21 protein-coding genes are annotated in these 20,865 nt (G+C 32.8%); 5 read left to right on the top strand and 16 right to left on the bottom strand.

Annotation, left to right across the window (positions count from 1 at the left end; genetic code table 11):
- Positions 1 to 307 precede the first annotated feature (307 nt).
- Positions 308 to 2,455, bottom strand: coding sequence for a YccS family putative transporter (gene yccS / locus GCQ56_RS19150; protein ID WP_227006123.1), 2,148 nt, complete (start codon positions 2,453 to 2,455; stop codon positions 308 to 310).
- Between the two features lie 500 nt (positions 2,456 to 2,955).
- Between yccS and GCQ56_RS19145 the strand changes: the two genes are divergently transcribed.
- The 4 genes from GCQ56_RS19145 to mscL all read left to right on the top strand — a co-directional run bounded on the left by GCQ56_RS19145 (position 2,956) and on the right by mscL (position 6,128).
- Positions 2,956 to 3,261 (top strand): hypothetical protein, encoded by a 306-nt coding sequence (locus tag GCQ56_RS19145; RefSeq protein WP_152736150.1) that lies wholly within the window; start codon positions 2,956 to 2,958, stop codon positions 3,259 to 3,261.
- Between the two features lie 76 nt (positions 3,262 to 3,337).
- Positions 3,338 to 4,666 carry a B12-binding domain-containing radical SAM protein gene (locus GCQ56_RS19140; protein ID WP_152736149.1) on the top strand — a complete coding sequence of 443 codons (1,329 nt, stop codon included), beginning with the start codon at positions 3,338 to 3,340 and terminating at the stop codon, positions 4,664 to 4,666.
- A gap of 5 nt (positions 4,667 to 4,671) precedes the next feature.
- A complete protein-coding gene (locus tag GCQ56_RS19135) occupies positions 4,672 to 5,430 on the top strand; it encodes a sensor histidine kinase KdpD (RefSeq protein WP_193323845.1) in 759 nt (252 codons plus the stop codon).
- Between the two features lie 269 nt (positions 5,431 to 5,699).
- Positions 5,700 to 6,128 (top strand): large-conductance mechanosensitive channel protein MscL, encoded by a 429-nt coding sequence (mscL, locus tag GCQ56_RS19130; protein ID WP_152736147.1) that lies wholly within the window; start codon positions 5,700 to 5,702, stop codon positions 6,126 to 6,128.
- Positions 6,129 to 6,359: 231 nt separating this feature from the next.
- Here the strand turns inward: mscL and GCQ56_RS19125 are convergent, their stop codons facing one another.
- Together GCQ56_RS19125 and GCQ56_RS19120 are read right to left on the bottom strand one after the other, a co-directional pair.
- Complete coding sequence (locus tag GCQ56_RS19125) at positions 6,360 to 6,923, bottom strand: (2Fe-2S)-binding protein (RefSeq protein ID WP_152736146.1); 564 nt, start codon at positions 6,921 to 6,923, stop codon at positions 6,360 to 6,362.
- Between the two features lie 100 nt (positions 6,924 to 7,023).
- A complete protein-coding gene (locus GCQ56_RS19120) occupies positions 7,024 to 7,896 on the bottom strand; it encodes an SDR family oxidoreductase (protein WP_152736145.1) in 873 nt (290 codons plus the stop codon).
- A gap of 160 nt (positions 7,897 to 8,056) precedes the next feature.
- Between GCQ56_RS19120 and GCQ56_RS19115 the strand changes: the two genes are divergently transcribed.
- Entirely contained in the window at positions 8,057 to 8,422 is a 366-nt protein-coding gene (locus GCQ56_RS19115; RefSeq protein ID WP_152736144.1) for a helix-turn-helix domain-containing protein, read from the top strand.
- Between the two features lie 798 nt (positions 8,423 to 9,220).
- Here GCQ56_RS19115 and GCQ56_RS19110 read toward each other — a convergent pair.
- The 13 genes from GCQ56_RS19110 to GCQ56_RS19055 form a co-directional block, all read right to left on the bottom strand.
- A complete protein-coding gene (locus GCQ56_RS19110) occupies positions 9,221 to 9,745 on the bottom strand; it encodes a hypothetical protein (protein ID WP_152736143.1) in 525 nt (174 codons plus the stop codon).
- Positions 9,746 to 9,755: 10 nt separating this feature from the next.
- Positions 9,756 to 10,190 (bottom strand): hypothetical protein, encoded by a 435-nt coding sequence (locus GCQ56_RS19105; protein WP_152736142.1) that lies wholly within the window; start codon positions 10,188 to 10,190, stop codon positions 9,756 to 9,758.
- A 26-nt stretch (positions 10,191 to 10,216) separates the two neighbouring features.
- Positions 10,217 to 10,468, bottom strand: coding sequence for a hypothetical protein (locus GCQ56_RS19100; RefSeq protein ID WP_152736141.1), 252 nt, complete (start codon positions 10,466 to 10,468; stop codon positions 10,217 to 10,219).
- 335 nt (positions 10,469 to 10,803) lie between these two features.
- A complete protein-coding gene (locus GCQ56_RS19095; protein ID WP_152736140.1) occupies positions 10,804 to 11,424 on the bottom strand; it encodes a hypothetical protein in 621 nt (206 codons plus the stop codon).
- An 89-nt stretch (positions 11,425 to 11,513) separates the two neighbouring features.
- On the bottom strand, positions 11,514 to 12,830 hold the full coding sequence (locus GCQ56_RS19090) for a S41 family peptidase (protein WP_152736139.1): 1,317 nt from the start codon (positions 12,828 to 12,830) through the stop codon (positions 11,514 to 11,516).
- A gap of 120 nt (positions 12,831 to 12,950) precedes the next feature.
- On the bottom strand, positions 12,951 to 13,619 hold the full coding sequence (locus GCQ56_RS19085) for a hypothetical protein (protein ID WP_152736138.1): 669 nt from the start codon (positions 13,617 to 13,619) through the stop codon (positions 12,951 to 12,953).
- Between the two features lie 241 nt (positions 13,620 to 13,860).
- Positions 13,861 to 14,664 (bottom strand): DUF4348 domain-containing protein, encoded by an 804-nt coding sequence (locus GCQ56_RS19080; protein WP_152736137.1) that lies wholly within the window; start codon positions 14,662 to 14,664, stop codon positions 13,861 to 13,863.
- 307 nt (positions 14,665 to 14,971) lie between these two features.
- The gene (locus tag GCQ56_RS19075; RefSeq protein WP_152736136.1) at positions 14,972 to 15,307 is read right to left on the bottom strand and encodes a hypothetical protein; all 336 of its coding nucleotides are present in this window, start codon (positions 15,305 to 15,307) and stop codon (positions 14,972 to 14,974) included.
- Between the two features lie 212 nt (positions 15,308 to 15,519).
- Positions 15,520 to 16,284: a toxin-antitoxin system YwqK family antitoxin gene (locus tag GCQ56_RS19070; RefSeq protein WP_152736135.1), complete on the bottom strand. Its 765-nt coding sequence runs from the start codon at positions 16,282 to 16,284 to the stop codon at positions 15,520 to 15,522.
- Between the two features lie 96 nt (positions 16,285 to 16,380).
- Positions 16,381 to 17,142 (bottom strand): hypothetical protein, encoded by a 762-nt coding sequence (locus GCQ56_RS19065; RefSeq protein ID WP_152736134.1) that lies wholly within the window; start codon positions 17,140 to 17,142, stop codon positions 16,381 to 16,383.
- Positions 17,143 to 17,994: 852 nt separating this feature from the next.
- On the bottom strand, positions 17,995 to 18,633 hold the full coding sequence (locus GCQ56_RS19060) for a hypothetical protein (RefSeq protein ID WP_152736133.1): 639 nt from the start codon (positions 18,631 to 18,633) through the stop codon (positions 17,995 to 17,997).
- Positions 18,634 to 19,320: 687 nt separating this feature from the next.
- Entirely contained in the window at positions 19,321 to 19,497 is a 177-nt protein-coding gene (locus GCQ56_RS20380) for a hypothetical protein (protein ID WP_193323844.1), read from the bottom strand.
- 417 nt (positions 19,498 to 19,914) lie between these two features.
- Positions 19,915 to 20,751: a GNAT family N-acetyltransferase gene (locus GCQ56_RS19055; protein ID WP_152736132.1), complete on the bottom strand. Its 837-nt coding sequence runs from the start codon at positions 20,749 to 20,751 to the stop codon at positions 19,915 to 19,917.
- Positions 20,752 to 20,865 lie beyond the last annotated feature (114 nt).

Raw genomic sequence — 20,865 nt, 5'->3', positions numbered from 1 at the left:
CGTAGTAAAAAGTAAAGTACCATATAGCCGAGATTATATATGCCTTGACCCTAGAGAAAAGAATATTAATAATAGCTCCTCAAAAAATGTGGCTTAAAATTTTGATTTTACTAGAGTATATCACCCGGTCGCACTTAAGTTTGAGGCAAATAAGAGAGATCTTTAAAAAGCAGCCTTGATTTTTTTTGCTTCGTTTTTTGGATTAAGCCAAAAAATGAAGTCGGGTTTGGGCGAAGCGCCAATTCTACTTTTCTCATCTAAGGGGATAAAGTAGAAGCCTGTCCGGCTTGAGGACAATAAACAAAACCTACTCCTCTTTGGAAATCAAGCGAGCTTTCTGCACCAACTGTTCCGTTACTTCAGCAATATTGTAGAGCAGGACCAGTTTCTGACGATGAGTTCCTCTATCGGTTTCATGCAAGGTATCGCTAAGTCTTTCAATTACCTTCCCCAATCCTAAATTGGAATCGCAAGGATTATTTTCCCGTATAGCCGCAGCCGCCTTCGCCAATACATTTTCTACCTCCTTATAAATTACATGTTCTTCCTTATTCATATAATCAGGCGTATTTCGGTGCGCACCCAAAGCCGATAAATAGGAGAGAAGAGCATGATTTAAATAGGTAAGAGAGAAAGCTCTTTTCTGTAGCTTCTGATGTTTCTTGGGCTCCAGTTTCATTCCTCTCCAAGCCAGTGTTAAGGAGTTATCCGCCTGATGCGCCTGATATCTCGAAATTCTATAGTTCAGGTCGTCCTCATCCGATTGATCGTATTCCTTTAGGATACTACTGAAATACTCCTTGTTTTTTTCAACGGCAGTAGCCAGTAAGTTGGGCAACCTTTTGTATTGCCAGTCGGGCCACATGAATCGAACCACTCCTATGGCCAAAACGGCGCCAATTATGGTATCTAAAATTCGTGGACCCATAACCGCAACTCCTTTGCCTGCGATAATATTAAAAGCAGCAATCACAAAAATGGTAACAAAGACAACCGATAGGGCATAGTTTTTCTTTAGCCACACAAAGAATGCATAAGCAGCCGTGAGCAGTAAAACAATTTGCCCTGCCATAGTCGGAAGAACCTGTACAATTAATACCCCTGCAACCACACCACTTAAAGTGCCCAATATTCGCTGGAAGAGTCTGCGTCGTGTCTCGCTATAACTGGGCTGACAAACAAACAAGCTGGTCAGTAAAATCCAATGTCCTTTTTCCAGATGCAGAAAATGCAGCAGTAGGTAGCCAATCAAAAAACAGGTACTCAAGCGAATTGCATACCGTAGTTTAGGATGGTTCCAATTCAGTTGACTGGTAAATCTTTTCCAAAGACTTTCTTCATCTCTGTCAACGCGGGGAAGCAATCCGGTTTCCAGATTGTAATTCATATTTTGCAGCGACAGATGAGATTGGCTAAGGTTGTGAAGCAGTAAACCCAGATCGTTTTTCTTTGTATCGGCTTTTGCCTTTTTAATTTGACTTCGCAAAGCATTAATGGTCCATTTTATGGATATGGGATGCTGGTACACCGTTCCCATCAGTAAACTTTTTGACAATTCGTGTGCCGCCTGAGAAAGTTGAACCATAAGCTGACCCAAACCTTCCAATATTTCAGCATTCACCTCATCTTTACTCAGTAAATCGTATTTTTCATGACTCGATGCTGCTCTTTCGTGCAAACTTTGCAGCAGGATAAATTTGTGCAGATAAGGTCGAAGTTTATTTTGATCCTCAATGGCATCGGCAAAACTGTTCAGAACATTTTTACATCTTCCCAGGGAGTTGACCAATTGAATGTTCAAAGTTGCCAATCGGTTTCTGGTTTTTTTCTGTACAGATTCCTCGCTGGGAAAGAGTTTGGCTTTCTCTTTCATATAAATCGATAAATCCTCAAAACCTTCTGCCAACTGCTCTTCCAGTAAGCGTGCCGGATGAAATATCAACAAACCCAGTGAAAGCAAGCCGTAACACAAAGCACCCAAAGGCAACAAAATAGGCTGAGTGTACCAATTGGGCGAAATATCAGATCCCAGCATGGTATAAATGGCTACCAGTAAGGCACCAAAAGTGACCCCGCGGTATCGCTCACCCAATCCGCCAAGGATAATAAAAGTAACAGTAGAACCCACCAAGCCTACTCCAAATAAAATGGGATAAGGCATTAAGATCTCTACCGAAGCGCTCGATACGGCAAAACTAAGGATAGTTAAAAACAGGGCTTTTACTCTTCCTTTCGGATGGTCATCGGTTTCCGATAAGGCTCCGGCCAATGCTCCTAAGGCTAAGGTAACGCCAACAAATTCAGAACCCATAAGTACAAAAGGAATTAGTAAAACCCCCATGGCAATGGCAGCCTTTAAAGCCAACAACCTGTTGGGATAACGCCACATGGTGCGTATCCAGAATTCATACCACATTTTCCCCTGAAATCGATTGACCTTTACTCTATTTTGCATGTATTCTTACAATTTGAAGAAGCAAAGATAAAAGATTCCTTCTAATAGCATTTTATCTGTAATTTTAGAATTCGGATGCTTAAGACCTGACTCATGAAATATTGATTGACGTATTATTCTTTTAGAGATCTAAGCCGTATGATAAATGTTTTTAAGAAAGGAATAGTACAGTATTTTACTAACTTTTCATTTGATATTACGTAGAATAGGGGTTATGATGTGATTAAGATTTTTTTAAGAATACTTGAATTCTTCATACTTCAGAAAACAATTCTCTCCACCATTCGTGATAAGACGAATATTGAAAATATAGATGAGTTAAGTTGTTAATGACCGAATATTGTATACTTCGGATTTCATTGTTGACAAAAATAAGATAATCGAATAGTATTGATTGCGAAATTTAGTTTTTCCATTTGTTGGTTCTTCTTTTCTGATTACTTGCTAAATATTAATTGCTTAACAAATAAATATTGCCATAAGTAATAATAAGCTATCTCATGAAAAAACAAAAAATAATTCAAGGACTGCTACAGAATTCAATTGAACTAGCTCATGCAAAAAAATATGTTTTTTCAGGACTAACTCTTGTTCAGCTTAAGCTTATGATTCGAAATGGAATAAAATCTTTATCCAAAACTGATATAGAATCAGATATTGTTAGAACTCTATTGAAACTAAATATTGAAAAATTTATAAGTGCTATGTTAACAGATTCGAAACGACGATTTATGACTAAGCGACTTGAACACCGATCATTTGTTAATGCTCAATTTGACATTAAAGTTTTATGGCCATTTTACTAAATCGATACGAATGAACGACTTTATTTGACTTCTATAATTACTTATAAAGTTGAGATAAAAAGAAAGCAGATTAAGTATGAATATACTTCTTATATCTCCGGTGCCCTGTGAAAATGTAAGAACAAAAAAGGAGTTAATGATTCCGCAACTTGCTCTTTACATCTTAAAAGGATTAACTCCATTGAACCATCATGTTCAAATTGTAGAGGAAGAAGTGTCAAAAATTGATTTAAATTATGATTGTGATTTGGTGGGAATTAGTTGTATGACTGCCAATGCACCAAGAGCTTATGAGCTTTGTGAGGAATTTAGGAATAGAGGTAAGGTTGTTATATTGGGCGGAGTACACCCCACAATTCTGCCCAATGAAGCTTTAAAACATTGCAATAGTGTGGTGATTGGAGAAGCAGAAGGTGTTTGGGAATCCTTACTAAATGATTTGGAGAAGGGAGAATTGAAATCGATTTACCATCAGGAAAATCCTGCATTAGATGAATACATTCCTAAAGATTTTAGTGAGCTCCTGAAAAAGAGATTGTTCAATATTATCCCAATTCTGACCAGTAGAGGCTGCCCATATAACTGTGAATTTTGTTGTGTATCCAATTTGTTTGGTGAAAGAATTAGACATATTCCAATTCCAAATATCATTAAAGACATAAGAAGTTCAAAAGCCAAAAATTTCATCTTTCTTGATGATAATATTATTGGAGATCTTGCTTATGCAAAAGAACTTTTTAAAGCCATAAAACCCTTAAGGATTAACTGGGTTGGGCAAGCTTCTATTGCTTTGTTGACTCAAAATGAAGAAATCTTGGAGCTAGCTGCCCAAAGTGGATGTAAATCCTTGTTTATTGGATTGGAAAGTGTCACAGAAGATAAGATGAAATTTTTGCATAAGAGTTTTAATGAAATTAATAAACTCGAAGATGCTTTGAATAAAATAAGCAAAATGGGAATATTAATTCATGCTTCAATAGTCTTTGGGTTTGATACAGACACTACTGAGATTTTTAGTAAAACGACTGATTTTCTAATTAAGAACAGAGTTAGTACGGTATCATTTAATGTTTTAACCCCTTACCCGGGAACTAAGGTGTACGAAGAATTCAAAAAAGAAGATCGTTTGCTCACAACAGATTGGAAATATTACAATCACAATACAGTGGTTTTTTATCCTAAAAATATGACACCTTACGAATTACAGTATGGTAAAACTTATGCCCGCAAAAAATTCTATCGATTCAATTCACTTGTGAAGCGTTTTTATAAAAATTCGCACAATCCCTTCGTTTATTTTTTAACCAATTATGGACATAGGCAGCAAGTAAAAGTTGAATTGAAAAGAATCACTGAATTGAAATATGATTTATTTGAGAATATCCCTAGTCGAATCGATAATTAATGAGTATGAAAGATAAGAAAGCTAAAGAGAAAATATTGGAAGAGGAAAGAATACGTTTTATTGCCACTATTGCTCATGAAATAAGAACGCCTTTAATTGGAATTATTAACTTCTCAGGACTTCTGAATAAGCCAAATATATCCGTTGAAAAGGTTAAATCGTATTCCAAATATATTAATACATGTGCTAGCAAATTGATGACTCTTCTAAACAATTTGATAGATATTTCAAAATTCAATTCCAACAAAGATAAGATCTCAAGAGATACACTGGATTTAAACTTATTCCTCAAAGAGTCAACAAGCCATTTCACGATGCAAAGTGATATATTGGGCGTTCAATTCAAGATTTCATATGGCTTAGATAATAAATCTGCACAAATATATACTGATGCTTTAAAGCTAAATGTAATTTTAAACAATCTAATTGGAAATGCAGTTAAGTTTACCAAAAAGGGATTCGTTGATGTTGGCTATATTAAGAAAAATGATTGCCTCGAGTTTTATATAAAGGATACGGGTGTTGGAATTTCAGAGAACGATCAAAAAACAATATTTACTCCCTTTTATCAAGTGAAAGATAATAATGAATGCAAAGTAAATAGTTCGGGTCTGGGACTTTCAATCACTAAAAATCTGGTGGAGTTGTTAGGAGGAAAAATATGGGTAGAATCTAAATTGAACGAAGGATCGGTATTTTCATTTACTATTCCATATGAACAGTTTGAATTACCTGTAGAAGTTCTTAAAATGATAGAATTGTAGTTGAATGGCTTATTATATTTCTCAATTCGCCTTGGCTTTTTAGAAGATTTCCCTGAAACCGATTCACTCATAATCTATTTTGCATTGACCTTACTAATTTGAAGGCACAAGGATAAGAGTTTCCTTTTGATAACATTTGATACCCTAATTATCCCCCGAAAGGATTCCCAAAGTATTGGAAATATCTTCATATATTATATACACAAAGAGATTGTATCATTTATCGATATGGTGGATTGATATGCTATGAATTAAAACAAGTTGATGCGATGAAAATAATTAAGGAGTTCAAAGAGTTTGCAATCAAAGGAAATATGTTTGATATGGCTATTGGTATCATTATAGGTGTAGCATTTAATAAAATTGTATCCTCTTTAGTGAATGACGTGATATTGCCAATGTTTAGTGTAATAGTTGGGAAGGTTAATTTTCAAAGTCTTACTCTTGTGTTGAAAGAGAAAAAGATAGATGCTAATGGAGGGATACTACAGGAGTTGGTGGAGGTGAAATATGGTAATTTTATTCAAGTCACATTGGATTTTTTGATTATTGCATTGGTCATATTTGCTGTAATAAAAGTGATTAACAAGATTAGAAGAAAAGGGGAGGATGTTAAGGATGAAACGGTTTCTACACCAAAAGATATAGAGTTGCTTACAGAAATAAGAGATTTACTGAAGCAAAATAGTGAAAAGTAAAGCTTCAAAAACAATATAGTATTGGCACATTTACTTTTCGTATTTAATCCAGAAATCAAATTTGTTAAGGTGATTTCGCTTTTGGGGTGGATAAATACATTCTCCAATTACATCTTTGAAATCATTTATTAAAAAAACTATCGCCCCGAAGAAGCAGTATACTTCTCTTATTTCGTATACTGCCTTCAGAACGCAATCACATTATTTATTTCAATGGTTTCAGGAACAAGATTACCTCTTTGTATCAATCATCTTCTGTAATAGAAGTTTACAATTTCCACAATCGGTACCCGCTCCTGTTAGTTCTCCTAATTTTTCAACAGTATCCGCTCCATTATTTACTGCGTCAACAACAGTTTCCATAGTAATCATTTTGCAGCTACAGGCTAAGGCAACTATTTTTTTAATATCCTCAATACAGTTCCCACATTCGGTACCCGCTCCTGTAATTTCCTGTATATCCTCTACAGTACGGGCACCAGCAAGCATTGCCTTCCTGATATCACCGTAACTAACCTGTTTGCAGTGGCAAATAATTCTGTTTACAGGTATAAGAATAGCCGTTACATATAGTTCTTTATCCGTCTTAATTGTATGCATCGAACCAGCAGGCGCAAGCATTACATCTCCTACAGTTAACTCTACTTCTTTACCGTCTACTATGCCAAGCCCGGAACCCTTGATGCAATAAAAAATTTCATCTTGAGTTCCATGTTCATGATAAGGGACTTTTAAATCTGGATGGATATGATATACATTTGTTTTGATTGCTTCTTCAATTCTTTTTGTATCCATTATTGTTGTTGTATGTTTTAATTATTCTATGCTTTGTCTTAAATCAATAATATGCTTCTTATAGCAGAGAAAATCATGGACTTAAAAATCCATTAGTGAATTAAGAATAAACTTCTTTTAAATATTGTTCCACCGAAGTGGCTTTTCTACCAATCAATTGTTCAATTACTGAGTTTGTATTCTCAAGTTCTCCCTGCTCCATTGCCAATGAAAATCCTGCAAACAAACCGATATACATTTCTGGTACTCCTGCTTCAGTCAATGTTTTATGGAACTCTTCAACAGAAGGTGATGTGTAGCCAACTGTTTTACCACTAATGCCAGAAATAATCGCTGCAATATCATGATACGAATGAGCTTTATCGGAAGTAATATCGTACTCTTTGTTTGCATGCCCGTCGGTAGTAAGAATGTGTGCTGCAACTTCTGCCATATCCTCGCGAAGTGTAAAAGCCGCTTTCCCATTACCAGCCGGTTGATAAATTACGCCTGTTTCAAGTACTTTTTCACCAATAAACAAGGGCAGCATATCCATATATAAATTGTGTTTTAATAGGGTATAATTCATTCCGGATTCTTTTAACTGTATTTCCGTATCGATATGATCAGTAACTACAAATGAAATTGGTGAAGCTGAGCTTTCATCTTTTCGTAGGAAACTGGTGTATACAACATGCTTAATACCGACTTCTTTAGCTGCGTTTACTACATTCTCATGCTGTTTTGAACGACCTTCAAACTCGCTGCCCGAGATAAAATAAAGCTTATCGATTCCTTTAAATGCATCAACTAGCGACTGGTAATTCGTGTAATCGCCAATTCGCACATCCATCCCCAGGGATTTCAAATCACTAGCTTTTTCTATATTTCGAACCAATACAGCTATATTTTCGGCTTTTGTCTTTTTCAATACATACTTGATAACAGATTTACCTAGATTTCCTGAAGCTCCTGTAATTAAAATTTTACTCATCTTTCTATTTTTTAACTCTTAAATAAAACTTGATTACTAAATTACTTTAACTTACTTTTAGTGCGTCAAAGCTAATTAAAGAGTGCCTGTAATACAATAAGTTACGCCATGGTTAGATACTTACTTTGGAGTAACTATTATTGAAAATCAATAGGATAAAATGGAAAAAAAATTAGAAATATTTTCTCATTTTGAGGAATGCCCAGTAAGAAAAGTATTAGATAGAGTTGGAGATAAATGGTCTATATTAATACTCATGGTTTTAGGTGAAGTCGACAATATGCGTTTTAATAAATTGCATAAAACAATTGGTGACATATCGCAGAAGATGCTAACAGTTACTCTACGTACTCTTGAAGCAGACGGATTAGTCAAACGAACCATCTACCCGGAGATTCCTCCCAGAGTTGAGTATGAAATTACGGAGAGAGGTAAAACTTTATTAATCCACATTAATAAACTGGCTGATTGGGCTGGTGAGAATATGGAGGCTATTCTGGAATCAAGAGCTCAATTTAAGTCTTGATTTGTACCTTTATATAGTGCTGTGTATTTTTGAACTATCATAGGAATAGCGCCACATACTGCGTATCCAGAATTCCAATTCTTATCTTAGTCTCTAGCCTAATACTACCCAAATTTGATTTTCGATAAAGTAAAATCAGAGGTAGGATGGGCATTGGAAGGACAAGCTGATTTATTTGTAGTAAAACTTCTAGTAAGACGTGGAAGCTACCCCCGGACTAGAATTTGTAAGCATTTGTTTTTCAAATGCCACAAAATTCAGAATTGGGAGTAGATCACCTCGCCGCACTTAAAGTTTTCAAGAATAATTAGTTTGTGCTTACGCGCCCTGGATTTTTTGCTTCCTTTTTGATCAATGCAAAAAGGAAGAGCCCATCCGGCTTTAGGATAAAAACAGAGTAAGATGTAGTTTACCAGTACCATACACTACAATAAGACCTCAATCGTAACACAACCCAAATTTAATTTCCGATAAAGTAAAATCAGAGGTAGGATGGGCATTGGAAGGACAAGCTGATTTATTTGTAGTAAAACTTCTAGTAAGACGTGGAAGCTACTCCCGGACTAGAATTTGTAAGCATTTGTTTTTCAAATGCCACAAAATTCAGAATTGGGAGTAGATCACCTCGCCGCACTTAAAGTTTTCAAGAATAATTAGTTTGTGCTTACGCGCCCTAGATTTTTTGCTTCCTTTTTGATCAATGCAAAAAGGAAGAGCCCATCCGGCTCGAGGATAAATGATTTGTTAGCATTACACACTACAACTATACCCGTTGTAGAATCCAATCCTTTCTTTTATTTAATATTGAGTAGTGTACATTTTGTTCTCTAATTCTCCAATAATTATTTTGGCTTCATCTTTACCAATCTGTTTGCCTATCAACTTCTTTTTTCTTCCATATTTAAAGCTTACATGAATAGGTGATAGACCAAGCATTCCTATCCCAATGTCCCCAAATTTATTTGTAGAGTCATCTAATTCTATATTACGAATTTTAGGTTTTAAATATTTTTTTGAATGGCTTATTTTCCAAACGTTTCGTGTATGTTTGATATAATTATCATGAATTTCAATAATTTCATTCCCAACAATTATATAATAGAAGTTGAATAAATTGTAATATGCTGCCCAAAAGAAAAATCCTACAATTAGTATAAGAATTGGGTTTAAATCTGCTGTAAGCATTTGATTAACTATCTGTATTAAAATAAAAACAAAGCCAAGAAGAATCAATGATAGGAAACCAACCATCCCCCAATTTATTTTATTCGGCTTAATGGTTATTATTGAATTATCTTCTTGTTTTTTTATTTTTAAACTCATGCTATAGGTATTAAATTCCTTTTGTCACTAATATTAATAACAAGTAGCTTATAATATTGGCGTAAATTGTGTTGATCCAAATCCTGCTTCTTATTTTTTTAGATTTTAGGATGATTGTATTTATAGGAATTTCAATTAGAATGGTTAATATCCACGCAATTAAAAAGAAGGCGATCTTAAAATATACAGAAGTATGATCAATATCTAGTGTAAATGTTTCAATTGACCAGTCTATCAAAGCTCTCCAAAAAATACCTAAAGTTAAAAAACCAAAAATAGTACTGCTACTATTTGAAATGGTAACGGCAATAATTACGTTTAGTTTAATGAATTGTTGAAATAGCTTTTTACTAATAAATATGACTTCTACTAAGATCACTACTAATAGCATTACAAGAGCAAGCTGTAAGCCATAAGTTCCAATCATAATATTTAACAGTTCCATATGTACTTTATTTTATCGATATAGTTTTAACTTTTGTTAGCCTCTGGTTGTTTACTAACTAGTTCCGCTAATTTTGCAAGCAATCCCAAAAATTGCTTTTTTGTTCCCATTTGAGTTTGACTAATTTCCGAATTGTCTTTTAGTCTTAGTAGTATTTCATTGTTCTGTGTTGGGAAAAGGTAGAATTCTGGTAATAAATATCTTGCAATAGGTTTAAATTCCTTATTAAATCCAATTTGGTCTATATCTACGATTGAAACCTTTTTAATATTACTCATAAATGATATAATATTTTTATGCTCTATCAAGAGATAATCATTTGTCAATACTATTCTGGAAGTTCTTGATAGTAGAATAACGCATAGAGCAACAAGTGAAAATATTGTAAAGGCGAGTGGGTTAATTTCAAAATTATAAATACACAAAGCAATTACGATAATACTTATAATTCGTACTGAATATGTATATAATTCTATTGGCTCAATCTTGAATATTATCTGTGAATCCATTTTTTACTTTTTTCTTATCATCTTCAATAAATACTCTAAAGTGTAATCCTTATCATTTAACAAGTCGTCTAAGGATGGTTCTACATTATAATCTGGTGTGACGATTATTTATTCATCTCTATTTTTTCTGAATCGATAATTTTGTCAATGATATGTGGCAAAACAATTGAAGTCGCTCCAATGAATAAAATATAACCTTTTATTTTTGACGGAAAATGTAGTTCGCTATTAACAAATTCCATTAATAGAATAAGTAAGTATGTTCCAAAACTTATCATTGCTCCAAGTTCAAAATAACGGTTAAGATTCTTTTTCTTATTCGTTTTATACCAGTCAATATAATTATCATTAGTTGGGTGTTTTTCTAATAATTTTTCAAATTCAATATTAGATTCTTTATACCTTTTTAGTCTGCCTAAACATAAACCTCGCTGAAATATACATGCTTCAATATGAAGTTTGTACAATTTTGAATGAGTTCTTATCTTTTCTAAATAGATTTCGATTCCTTCTAGTTCTTTTAATGCTTCTGTGTAAAAACCTTCTCTACTCAAAGGACTGATATAGTTGGATATTTTAATTTCGAGAACAAATTCAATATCTTCCCGTCTTCCGTTTTGTAAAAGGTCATTAAAGAAAATCTTGTTCTTTTTATATTCCTCGATGTATTCAAAATCCTTCCTATTCGAGTTAAAGAATGTTTTTATTTTGCTCCTATTTGTCATAGATTCGTGTTTATTCAATAGTTACACAACTGTTTTTTTAAAAATTTACAGACGCTTATAATCAGCGTCTTATTTAGAACTGTTTGCGTTTATTTTTTTCTTATCATCTTCAATAAATACTCTAAACTGTAATTCTTATCATTTAACAAATCATCTAAGGAGGGGTTTACATGATAATCAGGTTGTACTCCATTGATCGTATCCTTATTATTGCATGGGAAATACACTCTTTCAAGTGAGGTAACACAGGTCATTTTAGTTGTTGGTAATATAAAATGAGCCATACCACCATTACTTAACAGAGGCTGCCCCGATTCTTCTCCAACTAGTAGCGCTGTTTTGTAGCATTTGGCTGAGGCAGAAAAGCATGTGGCAGCAGAGTAGGATAAAGGTCCGGTTAAAATATATGTGGTACCTGTAAACCGATGCTTACGATCTCGACTTTTGGGTGGGAATTCCTGAACAAAATAGCCGTCTTTACGATATCCATTCGATTTTTTGCTATCGACATAATCCTTTGTAAGGGAACTTATTTTGCTTTCTTTTTTCTCGAAGGAAGAAAATGGTTTATTAGTAAAATAAGTCATCAAAGTATCCGACAGATCAGTTAGTCCGCCACCAATAAGATTATCTATTATTAAATATTCAATTGGTTTTTCAGCAATTGCATGAAATGCTGAATCCATGAAATGTATAAATTCATTTGGAGGGAAAAATTTCCGTTTGCAAATATAGGCTATGTTCTTATCGTAAAAGCGCAATTCAAAAGTTGGTTTTTTGGCTTCATCAATGTCCGACCAATTTGCACCTTTGCATTTCCACTCTTTCTTATTTACTGTAATGTCAAATTCCGGAAAGGCTCCATATACGATTTGATAATAGTAGTTAAAATTCTTTTCAAGCTTTTTTAGTTTAAAAACATCTCTTTCGCCAGGAACATATCTGGTAAGATTATCAATGAGATCTTTGGATGATACACCATTTATTTTTTCAACAATCATCCCTTTTGAAATTGATTTGTTATCCGAATGATTCTCTTTTATATAGATGGTATGATCGTATATCACAATTTTAAAAGGAAATAAGGGATTCGGATAGTTAGGGTATACCTCTCCATTGCAAATAAGAGAGGTGTGTCCGTCGACACAAACTATCGGCTGCATCATCCGGTAAAAAGCAGCAGCACTCATAGGAGTATCGATCGTTTTTTTAATCTTGTCGATCTTACTTTCTAATTTATTCTCTTGATAGTAATGGGAAAAGGTCGGATGAGATGTCTTCAGTTTAGAAATCAATGTATCAATATCTGCTTTTAGCAATGCTGGTTCAAAAAGTTGAGCAGCATCCCTTTGTCCGTATAAAACAGAAGGGATTGTCAAAATGAATAGGATAAGAAACTTTTTCATCTTACAAGATTTTTAATCGTATATATTAACTAATCAGTTCTTACTGTGTTGTTTGTGCGATATCCAACTACTGTCTTATCAAAACTTCCCAATAATTTAAACTTTTGTTACCTCTCGTTTTTATTTCATTCGAGTCAGTAAATAGACGCATGTAATAATATCCGAATCATTTGCCATTTGTTTAATTTTTTCAAGATCACACTTTACTTTCCAATTTATTCGTTTTCTGTCTCTTCCATATTCAAAGTCAAAATTTTCTCTAATAAATGATATGTCTTCAATAAACTTATTTAATTTGAATTTTGTACCGAAAAAACGACCTCCATATATGTTATGATGTTCAAGGTTAAAACCTAAATTCTCATCATCTATTTCAATTTCAATAAAAAGATTTGGTGGTGGTGGAATAGGGACTGAAAATCCATTTAGAAATACAGAATTCTCCACTATGGGGAGCTCACCTTCATTACCAGCACTCATACTATACCACTTTCTTTTCCTTTTAGATAAAAACAATAAAACCTTTTGTCCTACCTCATACTTTGTCCATCTCTGTGCACAAGCCCAATTTTCAAATCGTTCTATTTTTATTATTTCTCTGTTTGAAGTTAAGCTACTATCTATACTTAGAGTGAAAGTTTTAGAATCAATTTCTACAATAGTACCATAAACAATCTTCTCCGCTTTTATAATCATACTGTATAAATCGTCACGATAATACTTAGCTGAACTAGTTGAATATAGTCCTAGAAAAAGTATTATTAATATTAGTCGATTCAGTTTCTTCATAATAATGAGAGGTAACGTATGTATAACATACATCTTTGTGTTGTTATTCACTTCGAATTTAGATGCGTAAGATCATTTTTTAAAATAATTCGATATTAAATTTACGAATACTTAAAAGACATAATATCCTTAAATTCAAAAAAAGAGGAGAGCGTACCAATATGGAATCTATCTACATAATCTGTTGTAATGCAAAACAGTAGCCACAAGTTGAAAACTTGCGGCAATTAGGGGTACTTGATTAATTCGATTTATCATCCAATCTTGTTAGAATCCATTCTTTTTCGATATTTTCAAAAAAGTATTCAATATGATATCCATTGTCATTACCTCCTAGAAATAAGGTGAACTTTGAAATATAACTGTCTAAATGGGCGTTATTAAGTCTAAATAGAGGAAATCTCGATTCGTCTTTGTAAGGTTGGATTAAGTCCAGATCATTACGCTGAATTAAAAATGTTGTGTCTTTTGAATCAAAATTATCACCAATCCAGGTGTTTAGTTCCAGTGGATACTTGATATGTGTCTTTTGAAATATTGAATCAGAAAAGAACTTTGAAATATAAGATGGAATTTCATTTTTAGTTATTTCTAGCGTAACTACTTTTAAGTCGATAAGATGCCAAAGATTATCAATTCGGTTAAAAATGTAATCAATCATTAAATTATCTTTTGGGTAAATCCATGAAATAATTGCATTATCTCCAAAGTCTTTATTATACCCAAAATTAAAATCGTGTCCTTCAAAAAGATAAAATGTATATGGCAGATCAATAAATTGTCGATCATGTTGCCAATCACCTTTGTTAATTATTGAATCACCCAACTTGATAGGAAAATCAATTCGCGATTTTTGAAAACTTGAATCAGCTGAGAATTTCCACATAAAATTAAAAATATTCTCTGGAGGAATGTGAGTTTTTTCACTACTTTCAGTAAATCCAATATTTATCTTATTTCCAACTGAATCATGTTCAGATTGTTTTGTAAAGCCTTGATTGCTAATTAGTGAAATTAAAATAATCAATTGTAAAATTCTTTTCATTTGTATAAGATTTTCAATTTAACATGATCCCCTGTATGACCTACAGTATATCTGAATACACTTATGCTTGTTATTTCACAAATTCAATTTGGAGGTGGAATATCATCTTTTAAAAACAATTCGATATTAAATTTACGAATACTTGCACTACATAATATTCAAAATTGCAAAAAAAGAGGAGAGTGTACCAATATGGAATCTATCTACATAATCTGTTGTGATGCAAAACAGTAGCCACATATTGCAAACTTGCGGCAATTAGGGTTTATTGTTTTAACTACTTAATTTTTTTGAGTGTCACCGCTCATTAATTTTTATCAGCTTTAATTTCAAATCTGTCTTTATAATACTCATGAAAAATAATGCCTTTTTTATCCATCTCAATTGCCTCAATTAGAGTTAATGTAATTCGACCCTTCTTAGCAATTATTAATCCATTTGAGATATTTTCAATATTACCACCATTTAAATAATAATCAGTTAACCTAACTCGATCGTAAATAACTTCAGCTTTGTTCAATGGGATAATAGCGTGCAAAAAAGAAACAACATCTTTCTTCTTCTTTCTAATATTTCGAAATTCACTGAACGAAAATTTAGTTTTCGTTAGTTTGCATATAAAAAGTGCGTTTAAATAATTCATTACTTTAAGTTTCTTAATTCAGATTATCTATATCGTAATCGACTTTTCAATTACGAATTTGTAAATCGTAAAAACATAATCAAGTAGCATACATTTAAATTAATCCTCTTTACTGCACGAGTTCTCTTGCCTGGTTCCACTTAAGAAAAGAACGCGATAAAATCGCGCACCAGCAATGAACAGCTCTTGCTTAAGTTTTTTCTTTCATAAATTTATTTAACCTTCACATAAAAGGGTATTTCAAAAAATAATGGACGTACATCATGTAATATATTTTGTTCTGACTCATCCTCATAGTAGCTAATGTAATCATGTATAATCCCTCTCAATATATTTTCTCCTTTGTGATATTTAGTAGTTGTATAATGCACTTTGAAGTCAACTTTCTCATCCATTCTATCCGACAATGTGTCTGAATAGGTGTATTTATTATAATTGGTGTCAAAATCACCAAAAATGACCATCATATTCATATTAAAATAGGATGCCTCTAGTTTAACGTCTACACTAAAAACTTCTCCCATTTTAATTGTGTCTTTCATTGAAAGTAATGAGAAGTAATTGCTAGTTTTATTATCTATTTTTCCATTTTCAGTATATTTTATAAACTGATTTAAATAGGATGAATCATTTCTTATTATATAAGATTGTTTACATGATAATTTTCCCATTTCATATACCAATAATTCTCCGCAAATAATCCCATTTCTATAGTGTGATATTTGCTCTATTATTCCGTCTTTGTTATAATATTGTTGTATACTATCTTGTATTCCCTTTTTAAAATAAGCACGGACTTCCAGACAACCATTGGTATAGTAACTTTTATACTCACCGTGCCGTTGATTATTTAATTTGAAACTTTCAGATTTTATCTTTCCGTTTTCATGATAAGTAACAACTTTCTGCAATTTATTTTCGCGATTGTTGCAGGCAAATAAAAGTAAACAGATACATACGGTGATGTATTTCGGCATTATATTTTTCACATTATATATCAACATTTATTCAATCAGGTATTTATTTTCCAGGGAATTCCCCTTAACACTCTTTAATTTTAACTTTTATTGGCATTAGTAATTTTTAGAATACTTGCTATCGAGTTCTCCTATTTTAAAAGTTGTAAATCCAGAATCATCGTCAAAAGATGATGTTGTCTTATATAACTCAAGAGTATTTTCAATAAACTTCCACCCAAAATATTCCATTTCACCTGAGTCATTTTCCATACCTATTGCATCGAAAGAAAAAGGAGTATATGTTTCAAGCCCTAATGAAATATATTTTATTTTTGAAATGGTTTCTTTAGGCAAATAGTCATCTGTAAAGAGTCTTTTAATAACGTAGTCCATTAAATCATTTTCATCTTTTATTATACTCATCAATTTATCACTCGACCTTTTGAAAATTCTGGAATTTGGATGATCTCCAATATAAATAGCAGTTAAATCTCTTGAGTAAGAATACTTTGTTTCTCCCCATTCTGAAATAGCGACAAATGTTTTCTCATTTTCTGAGTAGAATAAAATTTCTCCGAAATCCATATGACCACCAGCTAATAAAGTGTCACTTTCGTTTATTGATAAGAACAGGTCAGCATAGAATACATGTTTCCAGGAAGAGATTTGCTTTTTGTCAAATATAGAATCTGTGAGTATGGTTGATACCCAATTTCCTTTTAATTCAGGTAAGAGTTCATTATCCATTAATTCGACACTATCAACCTTGATCATATAATGCATCTTAGTGGCATCCAATATTTTTTCAACGAATATACTTTGACTGAAATTGTAACCAAAGAATAGAATTATCAACACTTGCATGATCTTAATCATATGTATCCTTTATTATTAAATACTAAGGTTTGATATAACAAGCTTATGCTTGTTGTTTTACACCTACAATTTTTTTAAAAATAGTCGATATTAAATTTACGAATACTTGCACTACATAATATTCAAAATTGCAAAAAAAGAGGAGAGTCTACCAATATGGAATCTATCTACATAATCTGTTGTAATGCAAAACAGTAGCCACAAGTTGCAAACTTACGGCAATTAGGGGCTAATGTACTTGTCCGTGTCAGTTTATTTAATTTAAGCAGTTTGATGATAAGGAGACAATTGTAATAAGGCTGCAATTCTAAAAAAAAAGCAGCCCTATTGGTTTTAAAAAAGTATAGTATGTAGTAATTAGTTTGTGCTTACGCGCCTTGGATTTTTTGCTTCCTTTTTGATCAATGCAAAAAGGAAGAGCCCATCCGGCTCGAGGATCAAAACAGTGTAACATGTAGTTTGCTATCATCATACATTACAATAAGACCTATAGCTTAATACTACCCAAATTTGATTTTCTATACAGTAAAATCAGAGGTAGGATGGGCATTGGAAGGACAAGCTGATTTATTTGTAGTAAAACTTCTAGTAAGACGTGGAAGCTACTCCCGGACTAGAATTTGTAAGCATTTGTTTTTGAAATGCCACAAAATTCAGATTCGGGAGTAGATAACCTCGCCGCACTTAAAGTTTTCAAGAATAATTAGTTTGTGCTTACGCGCCCTGGAATTTTTGCTTCCTTTTTGATCAATGCAAAAAGGAAGAGCCCATCCGGCTTTAGGATAAAAACAGTGTAACATATAGTTTGTTAGCAGCATACACTATAGTAAGTTCCATTGTAGTATCCAATCCTTACTTTAAAGCCTCAAGCGTAATACTATCCACATTCGACTTTTGCCCCACAATTTGTGTTTTGTATAGGTAGTAAGCGTAGTAAGATCTGGTTTCTGGTTTTAGAGGATCCAGTCGCGGTTTTTTGTCTTTCCAAACATGGTGGGTAATGGTTTCCTCATATTCACTTTCCTGATCGCCAGAGTTCATGTTGCAAAACAATCGAATGCCATCAAAAACTGATTTTTTGAATTTAATTTGAGGAACACCCGATACCAGTTCAACATGTATTATTGGTTGCTGTGTATCGGTATCGATAACACGATGACTTGGGTTGAGTCCAAAATCTTCCAGAATTGCCGGTGTGCAATTGGGATTGTTCAAAAGTTCTTTTCGCAGGTCGCGAAGTACCTTTACACAAATAGGATGATTGGTATCGTACTCTTTGGTGGTAGAACGCGATTGAGCCTGGGTAATGTTCTTCTTTTCGCTCAAAGCCTTATCATTCTGAATGCTGGCAGTAATTGAAGCAACTTGTTCATCGCTAAGACCTAGGGTAGCCTGATGTACAAGAAGTTTTGCAAGAATATTTTCGCCCTGTGCATTAAATTCCTCTTCAGGTTTGGCAATGTAATCACTTGTAACTTTAACTTGTGTCATTTTTATAGGGTTTTTTGTTTAGATTATAAAATGATTAGTAAGATTAAAATATTTTGTTATTTAAAGAGTGTATATTAAAGTTGGCATGTATTTTTCAAAATGTCAAGAATAAATACCATAAAAAATATCATTGGTCATAAAATAAATCTCTTAAATCCAGTGAATATGAACGTTAGGTGATAATTTGCAGAGATGAAATGTTTTTAAAAAAAATAAAAATTAGAGATGATTTAGCCCAAAAATCAATTATCCTATTTTGGGTTAAAAGCATATGATAAATAAAGTATATTTTATTATGCGAATTAAGTAATTTTCACTCCACACTCTATAAGTGAAAGAGCCAGTAAATACAGGTGGTTTTCATGGTAAGAAGGCTAAAGCTTGTTTTAGGAAGAATTTTGTAATTTAGATATGGTTTTATAGACTAGGTGTTAAATTGTTCTGTAGGCACTGTAAATAAAGAGTATTTGTAAAGGGTGGGGTGGTAGACTTAAAACAATTAAGTTTATAAAAATATTCCTGCTCTTGGCTCTTATTTTTCGAAAAAAGACAAAAAAGTGCTGCAAAAATGTTTTTTGAAGGGGAAAAACAACATTTTCCATCATAGAAAATGGATTTCCTAAAATAAGTTAGAGCCTACGGAAAGTATTTACAAGAGTACGGAACTTAGGAAATGCTCTACGGATGCTAAATAGGACCTAACGGAAGCTTAAAAAAGAGGTTTTGATGTTCCGTTGGAGCTAGCGGAAGACAAAATGAGTACATTTTAGGCTCAAAAATCATTTTCCTAAGTTCCGTTGGCTCTAACAAATGTTCCGTTGGCTCCAACAAATCTTCCGTTGGCTCTAATAAATGTTCCGTCATGAGTTTTTAATTTTCCCTTAGGACCTATTAAAACTTCGTACTTAGCAATTAATAAATTGTATAGAAGTAAAAATTATAGCGCGGATTGATGCTTTTTGATGAGGGAAGGTAGAGATACTTTTTATAGAGCACGAGCGAAATACGCTCGCGCTAGTTTTGGATTGTATATTCGGACTATCTAGGGAAAAGGTAGAATATAATTATATTCTTGACCTCTGGAACCACAATTTGCCAAATGGCTTAATTGTTATTGAATGTCAGTACGTTAGTTCAGAGTTTCACCTGTTTATTTATCTATTGTATTCGCCTTTGTATTCTAAGTTAGTATTATAATTTACTTCAATTTAAGACTTTAAAAGGAAACTGTGAAAAATATTGTAATGTGTACCTAAATGAGCATGTATTGGAGATTGTTCCTTATTCCTCTTTAGTAATGAATACTGAATCATAAATAGAATCATAACCTGTTTTCAAAAAAACTCGATTTGATGCCGGATTATCAGCATTTGAAAGCAAACCACAAATATTATAACCAGATTTATGTAGCCCTTCAGTTACTGTATGCAGTAACTTGTATGCATACCCTTTACTGCGAGAAATTGGCTTTGTATAAAGACTTCCAATCATAGGCTTATCTCTATCATAACTTATAACCATTAAAATACTATGGATTACATTGTCAATTCTTAAACAATAAAGAATTCCAGATTGAATGGCACTTATTATATTTGATTCAATTTCTTGGTCTGTTTTTTCGGTTAAACCAAATTCTTCTCTATGATAATGTATACCAAGATTTACTAATTGATCTAGATATTCAATGGATGCATTTTCTACAATTCCTTTAATTTCGGAAGTTATTGGCATTACTTTTTTACATGTATAAACGTGCCTATTCTTTCTGGTTGTAGCTTCGACATTCACTCTGCTAAGTAATGAAGTTGTTAAGTCACGTTGCCCTATAAATGCATAATTATTAAATTTTGGGAAGTCTATTCTTTCATTTACTTTTATAGCCATTTCTGTAGTCCATTCATTGCTATAAGAAAAAAATGTACTGTCAACCCAAATACAAATTATTGTTCTATCGTGATCATCTACAATGTTGAAAGCATCGAATACTTGAATTCCACTATCATTTGTATTATCTAGTATTTTGATAAAATTGAAGTATATATAATAATTATCTAAAAATTCAGATTGATTATAAGTCCAAAAATCATGGAAAGTGTTGAAAGTTTTTATCTCGATCATAATCTTATTCTTTGTTAGTATATTTAATCAATATCTATTTGTGTTTGTTTTGCCTCTAACAGTCTTGCTTGTGTTTATTAATTAAACGTAACTCTTACGTAGCTTGCTAGCGCC

It is taken from the genome of Marinifilum sp. N1E240, from assembly GCF_009295825.1.
GTDB lineage: Bacteria > Bacteroidota > Bacteroidia > Bacteroidales > Marinifilaceae > Marinifilum_A > Marinifilum_A sediminis.
The sequence above is the reverse complement of the archived record's forward strand: the minus strand, read 5'-3'. Positions and strand labels throughout refer to the sequence as shown.